Here is an 11679-nt window from a genome sequence, read left to right as displayed (position 1 = left end):
TCAAGGCAGCTACACTGCTCATTTTATACTTTTTCTGATCGTACACACCATACTCGTGATTGAATGTCTATCCATGATTTTCAGCAATACGGTCATAAGCAACAATGATTTTTTGAACTAGGGAATGACGGACAACATCCTCTTCTGCAAACTGGACAAAGCCTATTTCTTCAATCCCTTGTAAAATCGCATTCGCTTCAATCAGACCGGATTTTTTGCCACGAGGCAAATCAATTTGCGTAACATCGCCGGTAATGACCATTTTGGAGCCGAAACCAAGTCGAGTCAAAAACATTTTCATTTGCTCGGGTGTGGTGTTTTGCGCTTCGTCCAAAATAATAAATGAATCATCCAGCGTACGTCCCCGCATATAAGCCAAAGGAGCAATTTCTATTAACCCGCGCTCCAGTGCCTTTGCAGTCTGCTCTGGGCCCATCACATCGTATAGGGCATCATACAATGGGCGTAAATACGGATCAACCTTTTCCTGCAAATCCCCTGGTAAAAAACCTAAATTCTCCCCTGCTTCGACCGCAGGACGAGTCAGTACAATGCGCTTGACTGAACCTTCCTTCAGGGCAGCTACGGCCAGCACTACAGCCAGATAGGTTTTACCCGTACCCGCCGGGCCAATTCCAAATACAATATCGCGTTTCTTAATCGTGGTTACATAGTGCTTTTGTCCAATCGTTTTGACGCGAATCGGCTTCCCCCGGAACGTCGTCGTAATTTCACCCTTGAACAAATCGAGCAGCTGATCAGCGCGCAAATCTTTTGCCAATTCAATCGCATAATGGACGTCCCTTTCGGTCAGTATATACCCATTGCGAATTAACTGGAGTAATACATCGAACAATTGTTCGAGCACTTCCACCTCGTGAGCATTACCAAAAACATTAACTTCTGCCTCACGAGATGCTATTTTTGCTGGAATAGCGGCTTCGATTAATTTTAAAAAGGAATCCTGCGGGCCAAATAACGCCTGTCCTTCTCCCGCATTGTTCAATGCAATTTGTATGCTGCGTTGTTGTTCTGCCAAATAGCCTCATTCTCCTTGGTTATGAACTAACGGAAGTTCTTCCGCAATATCCTGCTCCACTTCAAAAAGCACTTTCATATAAACTTTACCATTCTCTCTCTTCTCATGCAAAATTTTTTGGCTCATTATTTTCGTTCCTTTGCCGTATTTAGCTAAAATATCAGCTCGCGCGCCTTCTATTCCTGACATTTTCGCTTCTGCTTCCGTAAGCTTCTGCTCTTGTATCTTTGTCTCCCTTATACTTTCAGTCATCCAACCCATCGGAAGTTTGTAGGAACGCCATGTTAGCGGATCATGTTCAACTGTTGTTTTATGTGTAGAATAAGGTATTTTCCCATATCCCCACAATTGTATCGCACGGTTGCCTAACACCAGATACAAGCGGTCGTGACTGGTACCTGTATACGTGCTGCTGCGTTGCACCGTGGGACTGCTAATTTCGTATTCATGCCATACAAGACCCTTAACCTCTCCTTTGGCTACGACCTGCTGCTGATTCTCCTCATCTCCAAGCGTTCCCGAGATGAGAATGGCTCCTTTTTTGACACGCGTATTTTTATGCACGACAGGACGACCCTGCTCGGCAAAAATTTCAGTGACTACCGCATCTGCCTTACTGATGATATGACGTGGGCTGTAGAGCGGCGCAGGGGTAGGCTGTGAAGCTTCAACAACCTGAATCGTTACCAAAGTACCCTGCTTTTCCACACCGATCCAGGATGCCTCTGGAAGCTTCTGCATGAGCGCACGGGAAAGCTTGTCTTGACTGGAAAGACGAAAGCTCCATTGAAACGGATACAGCCCCTCCTGTCGGGCGGCTTTGAGAACGGATTCCGTCGGGAGCTTATCATTCCCCTTCACTTCAATGTCCCAGATAAGCGAAGACATCAGCAGGAGGCCTATCCAGAACAAAGCCAATCCAGCCATAAAAAATTTACGTTTGGCAAGTCGTATAACAGTAAAGGGAAGCCCTTGCCGCTTCAGAACATGCATTTTACAGCCTGTCCTTCTCAAAAGCGGGCGTAGGAGGAAGACGTGCGGCAGCAGAAGGTTCATTTCTGCATGTCTAGTACCCATCGGCCGCACGTTCCAAACAGGTATATGGTGATCGGTGAGTAAATTAATGAAAACTTCCACACTTTCGCCCTTGACAGCAAGGGTAACCGTGCCACGCAGTATTGCTAAAGCAGGATGTTTCACGAGCCTTCCTCCGTTCCTTCCATTTGGATATCTGTTATATGTCCCTCCACACTTACCTGCTCTGGCAGAATAGACGTAATGACTAAATCATGGCCGGACACCCGCAGCCTGCCTTTCTCAAGTGCAAGTACGAGCTGATTCGGTGTGAAATCCACCACGCCCCGGTGATTCTCCACATAAAGCTGGCGGCTGCCGATGAGGGTTAACCGCGGCAGGTCAAATAGAATGTCCTGCGGAAGCTCCAGCGTCTCGCTGGCCCACTTTCGCAGTTTGCGGCTCATCCGGCTCATACGGCGAAATCTCCTTTCCTGTCATCAAAACATCTGTTATCCAACGGCTAATCGTTGTTTTGATGACAGCACGCTGCTATTTTTTCATCTTCTGTTATTGCCATTCGGTACCCATAGATGTTTCATGGCAGCTACGCTGCTGGCTTTTCATCTTATATTCTTATTATCAGTGAACGCCATTACACCAGCGCCACAGATATCTGTACTGTACATTTTATGATCCAGTCCCCGCATTTATGAGGCTAAACTTACAATTCGCAGCAGCTGCTATATTGCAGAGGAAGAAGATGTGTCCTTTTAAAATTCAAACAAAAAAAGACAGCCTCGTTTTCATATCGAAAACAAGGTTGTCTTTTTTTGATTTTCATTAGATGACACGGTTATTTTTCGGTATCTCGATTCAAAAGAGAATTTTTTCTAGAATATAAGAAGTAAACAGCCATACCAATGACAAGCCAAATAATAAAGCGAATAAATGTCTGACCATTCAAATTAAGAATGAGCACCCCACATGAAACGATAGCCAGGATCGGAATATACGGAACTCCAGGACATCGGAAGGCCCTTGGCAAGTCAGGTTGTGTTTTTCTCATAACGATGACGGCGACCGAAATCAGAATAAATGCTGACAAGGTTCCAATGTTCACCAAACTAGCTAACTCATCTAGCGGGATCAGCCCACCCATTAATGCAGATAAAGTACCAAAAAACAACGTGTTAATGTAGGGCGTTTTATATTTTGAATGAACCTTGGATAATACCTTGGGGACTAAACCGTCACGTGACATAGCAAACATAATGCGAGTTTGACCATAGAGCATTACCAACATGACCGTTGTCATCCCTAAGATAGCTCCTATATCTACAATACCCGCAACCCAGTTCTGGCCCGCAACCTGCAATACCAATGAAACTGGATGAGAGATACCTTCAAATTGCATAAACGGTACTATACCAGTCATAATCGCGCTAACAATGACATACAAAAACGTACAAATAACGAGTGAGAAAATGATCCCTCGTGGTAAATCACGAGCGGGATTTTTGGTTTCTTCAGCCGCTGATGAAACAGCATCAAAACCAATAAAAGCAAAAAACACAAGAGCTGCGGCTCCAAATACCCCACTGAACCCAAACGGCATAAATGGTGTCCAATTATCTGGCTTCACATATTTAAAAGCAACGATGATAAATAATAAAATAACAATAATCTTTACAATTACCATGAAGTTGTTTATCCGTTTTGATTCTTTTATCCCAAAATAAAGCAAGAACGTGATACCCATCAAAATTAAAAAAGCTGGGAAATTAAAATAAGTAGTTTGGTCTTTTAAAGTCCCCGGTGCAGCAGTGAATTCAAGCGGAATGTGAAGGCCAATTCCATTCAAAAATGATACAAAGTAACCCGACCAACCTGCGGAAACAGCGCTGGCTGCCAGCATGTATTCCAAAATTAAATCCCATCCAATAATAAAGGCCAATAGTTCCCCCATCGTAGCATATGTAAAAGTGTAAACAGAACCGGATACTGGAACGGTGGATGCAAACTCCGCATAAGCCAATGCTGCGAATAAACAGGCGAGTCCCGCAATCACAAAAGAAAGTACCAAGCTTGGACCAGCCGTAACTGCTCCCGTACCTGTCAACACAAAAATCCCCGTTCCGATAATGGCTCCAATCCCAAGCATCGTTAAATCAAACGCACCCAGTTCCCTTTTGAGTGCTTTTTCCCCCCGCGTAGCGGCAATCAACTGATCAATGCTCTTCTTTCTGAACAAGCTATTTCCCATCCATCCCATCCTCCTAAAAATTATTTTTCCATTTTTATAATCTTGTTTTATCACCTCGATATAAATCAAATTTTAGCTAAATTTGGAGTAAATTTCATAAGTATCTATCATTGAGAACATTATATATAAAAAAGAAAAAATGAAAACTGCTTTCGGAAAGCTCCATTCATATTGTTACATTTGATCATTTTTCACGAATATATTTTCATAAATGAGACTCTAAATTAGACAAAATGCAACCATTTTAGATGACAACAAATGTGAGAAACCTAGGGCGCACAAGGGATTATCACATTCGTTGTCAGGTAATTAGAGCATTTGTCGTTAATTCATTTTTTATTCTGAGCATGCTTATGTATTATTCCTAAAGCTCACAAAAAAAAGATCCGCCACAGCCAAAGCTGTGACGGATCCCCTATCATTTTAACGTCTTCCTCCACCCATATAGCGCTTGGAACGCGGAGGACCCAATATTTCTGCCCAAATCACACCTCTGCGCAGATCAGCCGTATCCACCGTATTACGATCTTGCGAGGCTATCTCTGGCGCATCTGTAATTTCCCCTGACTCCCTCGCGTTGGATATACGATCGAGACGGGCTAAAACCAACCTGCGTTCTTCTTCCATAGCACGGATCCGATCCTCTAGAGTCGAACCGTTATCTAATGAATCCCGGTCCATCCGTCCTTCTGTTTCCGACCGATCGCCCACTTCTTCTATACGACGAGCTTCCATAACCGCCCGTCGTTCATTAGGAAATTGACGTTGCAACTCACCAGCAACATCCTGCTGGCGTTGCTCTTGCCCATGTTCCGTTGTGAAGGGTCTGGATGACGTCGAGGGCCCGCGAGAACCATGATCACCCCCAAAGGTAGGCATACCTTTTCGCGGCGGTGATTTCCGCCCTGTACCTTGGATGCTTTTCCCCAAAAAGGACACCAAAGCAAAGCCAATCACGATCAGGATATACAAATGCTCAAAGATCCAGCTGATAAAGTTCATTACTCACCACCTAGCTGCCGTAATTCATCGGCTATGTCCCGTTATTAATCCCGGTTCTTGTTATCATTCCCCGAGTTATCATTCGGTTTGCCTAAGGAGCCACGCATTTGCGTATCCGCCTCAATATTTTTCAAATTCATATAGTCCATGACGCCAAGTTTCCCGCCACGCAATGCTTCAGCCATTGCCAGCGGCACTTCAGATTCGGATTCCACCACGCGTGCTCTCATTTCTACGACACGTGCCTTCATTTCCTGCTCCTGCGCTACAGCCATCGCACGCCGCTCTTCTGCTTTTGCCTGCGCAATACGTTTGTCGGCTTCCGCCTGCTCTGTTTGCAGAAAAGCACCGATGTTTTTACCTACATCAACGTCCGCAATATCAATGGACAGGATTTCAAATGCTGTCCCGGCATCCAAACCTTTGGACAATACAGTTCTCGAAATTGAATCCGGATTCTCCAGCACGTCCTTATGCGAATTACTGGAACCTACAGTTGTAACGATACCTTCACCGACCCGTGCAATAATCGTTTCTTCTCCGGCACCCCCGACGAGTCGATCAATGTTGGCACGCACGGTAACACGAGCTTTAACCTTCACTTCGATACCATCCTTGGCGACCGCTGCAACAGTAGGTGTCTCAATAACACGCGGATTAACACTCATTTGGACCGCTTGCAGAACATCCCGTCCCGCAAGGTCAATCGCAGCCGCACGTTCAAATTCAAGTGGAATGTTAGCACGCTGGGCAGCAATCAACGCATTGATCACTCGGTCTACATTCCCTCCTGCGAGAAAATGGCTTTCCAGCTGGTTGATGTTCAATCCCAGACCCGCCTTGGTTGCCTTAATGAGCGGATTGACAATTCGGCTTGGCGTGACGCGCCGTAACCGCATAGCTACCAGCGTAATGATGCCAATACGCACACCCGAAGCCAATGCTGAAATCCACAGCATCACCGGGAAAAAACTGAAAAATACGCTCAATACAATAATCACTACAACGGCAATCAGCAAAACGCTGACAATACCCGATTCGAACACTCGCATCATCCTCCATTAATCTAATTCTTTGTTATTTACTTGTTTAGACGCTAGTGTCAGCCTTGACCACAATTCGCCCACCTTCTACTTTGGATACTATAATCGGCATATCTGTAGCAATAAACTCTCCGTTCGTTACAACATCGACTCGCTCATCAGAAATCAGCACCGTTCCGGCTGGACGAAGTGGTGTCAGACTGACACCCCGTTGACCTAATAGCATTTCCCGGTTCACAACTGAAGAAAAGCCTTGTTCAGCCGTTAAACTTTCTTTAAGTATAAAACGGTTCCATATCCCTCGGTCCTTGAATACAACCGCGATAATCGCCACAACAGCAACCGCAGCTGCAAAGGCAATGCCCAAAGATATAAACGCATGCTGCATGTTGTATGCTGCCCGAACAACTCCGGCGACAAGGCTGACTGAACCCAAAATGCCCAAAATACCAAAGCTTGGGATGAACATTTCAAGTATAAGCAGAGCCAGACCGATAATAAACAACAGCCACGTCTCTGAACCTGCAAAACCAGCGATATAATTGCCGAAAAAATACAAACCAAATCCGAGTATGCCCAAAATTCCCGGTACACCAAAACCGGGTACGAGCAGCTCAATAACAACACCCGCGATACCGATAAATAAAAGCAACGTCTGCACAATTGGGTTGGTCAATATCTCGGCTGCTTTTTCAGCCCATGTTCGCTCCACATGAATTACATCATCCGTGCTGTGACCCATCCACTGGATAACTTCTTGTTCGGAAGACGCGATGTGATCCGCATAACCCAACTTCAGCGCTTCCTCACTGGTTAAAGAAATGATCTGACCATTTTCCTTATTAAAGTTCATCTCTGGAATAGATACGGTTGTTTTGGAGTCAACCATACCTCTGGCAATATCTGGATTACGTCCGCCAGCTTCTGCGGCAGATGCCATGCTACTCTTCCACCAAGCTACCGTTTTTGGATCTGTGATAGCCTGCCCCCTACCGTCTACTAACGCTGCTGCTCCGATAATACTCCCCGGTTTCATAACAATCTTGTTTGCGCTCAACGCAATATAGCTACCCGCTGAGGCTGCTTCGCCCCTTATATAGGCTACGGTCGGAATCGGACTGTCTTTAATCAGTTTGCCCAGCTTCTCCGCTGTATCTACCCGTCCACCGGGAGTGTTAATATCCAGTAAAATCAGACCTGCTTTGGAATCTGCTGCTTCTGCAAATCCACGTTCCATAAATTTGCCCAGACCTTGCTCAATTTCCTGATCAACTGGTATAACAAACACAGCTCCACCTTTAGTTTGGGCCGCCGCTGATTCGGAATGAACTAAGGGTAACAGCAAAACGGATACCATAATCCACAACGTTAAAAAGATCAATTTGCGACTGGAGTGGTGATGTTCTCTATGCATTTCTCTCCCCCTTTCGATCTTTCTATGTTACAGCATACCAAACTTTGTTAGACAAACTATACAGTTTTCAGGATTTAATGTGAAATTATTGGGTATATTGCTAATCCTGACGGCTGTCAGATACTTTACGCACCCAACGGACATCACGTTTCACACAATTAATAATAGCGCTTACATAAAGGAATCTTCTCACCATTACATTCTATGGTAGGCATCGCATATATAGAAATAACACCCTCTGTAAACAGAGGGTGTTGTGTTTTCCTGTTTGTCGCAGGTTTATTGCAGAAATTGCTGAACCGCTTGGTTCACGAGCTTACCGTCAGCGCGGCCTTTTACCTTAGGCATCAAGGCCGTCATTACTTTCCCCATCTCGGCTTTCGAAGAAGCACCGGTTTCCTGGATGGTCTGCTGTACAATAACTTTAATTTCTTCCTCAGAAAGTTGTTCGGGAAGGTACTGAGCGATGATCTCTATTTCTGCTTTAGTGCTTGTCGCAAGTTCATCACGACCGGCTTTTTCAAATTCATGGAGGGCATCTTTTCGCTGTTTGATCTCACGACTCAGAATATCAAGCACTTCGTTGTCGTCCAAATCCCGTTTCAAATCTATTTCAAGATTTTTAATCGTAGAACGAACCATTCGAATGGTGGAGAGTTTGAACTTGTCCTTACTCTTCATTGCTTGCTTCATATCTTCGTTCAATCGTTCGCTCAAATTCATGATTGCTTAGATCCTCCTAGAACTTTCTCTTACGAGCAGCCTCGGACTTTTTCTTGCGCTTTACGCTTGGCTTTTCATAATGCTTGCGTTTCTTCACCTCAGCCAATACGCCATCCTTAGCAATGGAACGTTTAAAGCGACGAAGTGCAGCATCAATTGTCTCGTTTTTGCGAACTTTAGTTTCAGACACCAGTTTTCCCTCCCTCCGACCAGACCGTCCAAGAGCAATAACACGGTTCATCAAATTTTATTATAGGTGAAACGGAAACCAGGTGTCAACCTATAAGAAAAAATGAATACATAAAGGGCCATTTTTCTCCATTCACATCCGTATTACTGAAAAGACAAGCTCTGTCATTTTTTAAGAATGTGAGTCCGAAATACCTGTCAAAGCACCCAATTTGGCGCCGCCCAGTAAGTGATAATGCAGATGCCCCACCGCTTGTCCACTATCCGGGCCACAGTTGTTAATCAACCGATAGCCAGACTCGGCAATTCCTAACTTTTTCGCAACCTCAACCGCAACACGATGAATCTCCGCGATAAGAGGAAGATCCTCCTCTGTCACAGCGTTCATCGAAGGAATATATTTTTTTGGAATAATGAGCACGTGTACTGGCGCCGCAGGCTGGATGTCATGAAATGCGAGCACATTGTCGGTTTCCAACACCTTCTTGCTGGGGATGGTTCCATCCACAATTTTCAAAAACAGATCGTCCATTCAAAACCCTCCTTTGGCAGTGAGCCGATCATAAGCAAATAGACACAAGCAGCCCTTGCTCTCGGCATTCAAAGTTATGTATTTCCCACACTGAATAGAAACATATACAGCCATGTTTGGTTATACTTATGTTTCTTTATGTATCATAACGGAAAAAGGGTCTTAATACCAGTTCCCCTTACTAACTTCCTCTATAATGGCTTTCACCCCTGCATCAATTTGATCCAACTGTGCGCGCGAAATACTTATGCGCAAAAATTTCTCTTGTTCCCTATAGCCTGATAAATAAAAGCCTTTGCCAGCTACAACCTGAATGTTCCTCGCGGAAAGACACTGTACCAAGCGTTCCAAATTCACCGTCCGAGGCAGTTTAAACTGTATATAAACTCCTGAGGTTACAGCTGAAGTCTGAACGTATCCGGCCTGATTGTATCGTTCCACAGCCTTGTTAAGAGCACGAACGCGCTCCGAATACAGTTTACATATCGTGTGCTTGTGGCGTTCATACATTCCATTTTTAATATAAATATCAAGCGCCGCCTGAGACAAAATAGATGTGTCGACATATCTTTTATAAGTGTTAAACGTCTTCAATAGGACTTCGGGAAATACCGCAACTCCTAATCGTAAGCCGGGGAAAATGATTTTCGAGAAGCTTTTCAAATAAATAACATGGTCCGTCTGGTCGTATGCATAAATGGGATCAAAAAGATGATCGGCCCCCAAATCTGCCATATAGTCATCTTCTACGATGTACACATCATATTTGGCGGCTAAGGCAGCTATCGCTTTTCGCTCCTCTGTGTTGTAAGAGACGCCTAATGGATTATGATATCTTGACATGGTATAAAAAAACTTGATGCTCTCGTTCTTAAATTGATTCTCCAATTCGTGAAAATCCATACCTTCCGCTGTCCGGACGATGGTACTGACGGGTATGTTCTCTTCCTCCAGAAAACGCAAATATATATCGTAACTTGGCTGCTCGACCAAAACCTTTTCTTTGCCATTGGGAAACGGCATTTTAGCGAGCATCTCCAATGTCTGCTGAACACCCGAAGTAACGATAATCCGATCCATTTTTGCAAACACCTGAGTATCAGCCAAATGGGAAACCAACGTATGACGCAGTGTTTCCAGTCCTTGCGAATCGCCATAAGTGAACAGATGATATTTGTAGGTGTCAATAGCCTGATTCAAACAATGTTGGAAATCCAGATAAGGGAATACATTCAAATCCGGGGAGGCCGAAGCAAAATCAACGGAGTCTTGAATATGGCTATGGTGTAAATCGCCCGAATTTTCCACTACATAGTATCCACTTTGCGGTATGGAATAGATGGCGTGTTTCTTCTCAAGTTCAGCATATGCCCGCAGAATCGTGCTTTTGCTGCACCTGTATAATTCAGAAGCCTCACGGACCGACGGCAGCTTGTAACCTGATTTATATTGTCCCTCGCGAATTTTAAGTTCTATATCCAATAAAATTGAAACGTATTTTTTCACAATATCCTCCCACCTGCTCTTTACATACTCATTACATGCTTATTCCGTCTTATGTTTCTTTACACGCTAGATGTTACCATGGTTTATGGATAAACAGGATACCTCATTTTTGAACTGTACTGATACAGTTTCAATTATTGGATCATATTCAGAATGTTTTACGTGAAAAAGAGGCTGTTTCTTCATAATGGAAGAAGCAGCCTTGCATGGTGATAATGTATGGATGCGCCTTAAAGTCACTTGTACTGCACAAGAACTGTAGGCGGGAGAGAGCAGAGAATTCACTATGTCTGGCGATTAAGGAAATAGGATTAGTAATAAGGTAGCAAGCTAATCGCTGTCAACGCTGCAAGTGGCAGAATCAAACGATTAAAGCGACGGCGTCCGTATGGGAACCCATATGCATAAGCAGGTACTGGATACGGGTATGGGTACGGATACGGATACGGAGGATAAGACGCATAGCCACCATAAGCACGGGAGCCGCAGCCACAATTATTAGGCGGATATGGGAGATTAACATTGACATTCTCCATCTCGTCTCCACCCATAGGAACGGCTAAGTATATCTTTTCATCATCCACATGCTCTACAATGCCGTCATACATTGTCCCGTCCTTCACCCATACGCATACATAACGATGCATATGCTTTTGACATAGTGTTTTAGCATCCGTCTGTTCTGGTGCTGTAACTTTTTCGGTTGTCATGCTTTTTTCCATGGTTGTTTCCTCCTAGGCTCTTGCATGTATACCGTATGTTATTCAAAAACGGGCTATTTGCTACATCAAATTGGGCGAATTCCGGCTTGCAAAAAAAAGAAGCACCCCGGGAGCTCTTGGCAGAGCCCCTCTGAACGGACGTATGATGGGAAGATTTCTTCCGCAGCATACGTCCGCCGGGGTGCTGTATGATTAACTTGTCGGCTTGGCTGTATTATAACAATAGTTT

General features: G+C 44.4%; 12 protein-coding genes. All 12 read right to left on the bottom strand.

The annotated features are described in order from the left end of the window. Window positions 1-67 precede the first annotated feature (67 nt). Window positions 68-1039 carry a PhoH family protein gene (locus ACQW03_RS20460; RefSeq protein ID WP_013311138.1) on the bottom strand — a complete coding sequence of 324 codons (972 nt, stop codon included), beginning with the start codon at window positions 1037-1039 and terminating at the stop codon, window positions 68-70. A gap of 6 nt (window positions 1040-1045) precedes the next feature. After that, complete coding sequence (gene yqfD / locus ACQW03_RS20455; RefSeq protein ID WP_441951479.1) at window positions 1046-2239, bottom strand: sporulation protein YqfD; 1194 nt, start codon at window positions 2237-2239, stop codon at window positions 1046-1048. Beyond that, the gene (gene yqfC, locus ACQW03_RS20450; RefSeq protein WP_023989488.1) at window positions 2236-2529 is read right to left on the bottom strand and encodes a sporulation protein YqfC; all 294 of its coding nucleotides are present in this window, start codon (window positions 2527-2529) and stop codon (window positions 2236-2238) included. The genes yqfD and yqfC overlap by 4 nt, the downstream gene beginning before the upstream one ends. Window positions 2530-2909: 380 nt before the next feature. Further along, window positions 2910-4319: an amino acid permease gene (locus tag ACQW03_RS20445; protein ID WP_441951477.1), complete on the bottom strand. Its 1410-nt coding sequence runs from the start codon at window positions 4317-4319 to the stop codon at window positions 2910-2912. Window positions 4320-4742: 423 nt separating this feature from the next. After that, a complete protein-coding gene (locus ACQW03_RS20440) occupies window positions 4743-5321 on the bottom strand; it encodes a hypothetical protein (protein ID WP_071641825.1) in 579 nt (192 codons plus the stop codon). A 44-nt stretch (window positions 5322-5365) separates the two neighbouring features. After that, the gene (floA, locus tag ACQW03_RS20435) at window positions 5366-6367 is read right to left on the bottom strand and encodes a flotillin-like protein FloA (RefSeq protein ID WP_269467284.1); all 1002 of its coding nucleotides are present in this window, start codon (window positions 6365-6367) and stop codon (window positions 5366-5368) included. Window positions 6368-6410: 43 nt separating this feature from the next. Continuing rightward, window positions 6411-7778: an NfeD family protein gene (locus ACQW03_RS20430; RefSeq protein ID WP_441951474.1), complete on the bottom strand. Its 1368-nt coding sequence runs from the start codon at window positions 7776-7778 to the stop codon at window positions 6411-6413. A 279-nt stretch (window positions 7779-8057) separates the two neighbouring features. Beyond that, entirely contained in the window at window positions 8058-8501 is a 444-nt protein-coding gene (locus ACQW03_RS20425; protein WP_013311146.1) for a GatB/YqeY domain-containing protein, read from the bottom strand. 16 nt (window positions 8502-8517) lie between these two features. After that, the gene (gene rpsU / locus ACQW03_RS20420) at window positions 8518-8691 is read right to left on the bottom strand and encodes a 30S ribosomal protein S21 (RefSeq protein ID WP_005547957.1); all 174 of its coding nucleotides are present in this window, start codon (window positions 8689-8691) and stop codon (window positions 8518-8520) included. Window positions 8692-8862: 171 nt separating this feature from the next. After that, window positions 8863-9222: a histidine triad nucleotide-binding protein gene (locus tag ACQW03_RS20415; RefSeq protein WP_025722131.1), complete on the bottom strand. Its 360-nt coding sequence runs from the start codon at window positions 9220-9222 to the stop codon at window positions 8863-8865. Window positions 9223-9384: 162 nt separating this feature from the next. Then, entirely contained in the window at window positions 9385-10728 is a 1344-nt protein-coding gene (locus tag ACQW03_RS20410) for an aminotransferase-like domain-containing protein (RefSeq protein WP_441951472.1), read from the bottom strand. A gap of 311 nt (window positions 10729-11039) precedes the next feature. Beyond that, entirely contained in the window at window positions 11040-11450 is a 411-nt protein-coding gene (locus ACQW03_RS20405) for a hypothetical protein (protein ID WP_025722133.1), read from the bottom strand. Between the last annotated feature and the right edge of the window lie 229 nt (window positions 11451-11679).

Origin of the sequence: Paenibacillus sp. DRB1-1 (assembly GCF_052119485.1) — a bacterium.
Taxonomy (GTDB): domain Bacteria; phylum Bacillota; class Bacilli; order Paenibacillales; family Paenibacillaceae; genus Paenibacillus; species Paenibacillus polymyxa_B.
This window is presented reverse-complemented; position numbering and strand designations above follow the sequence as displayed.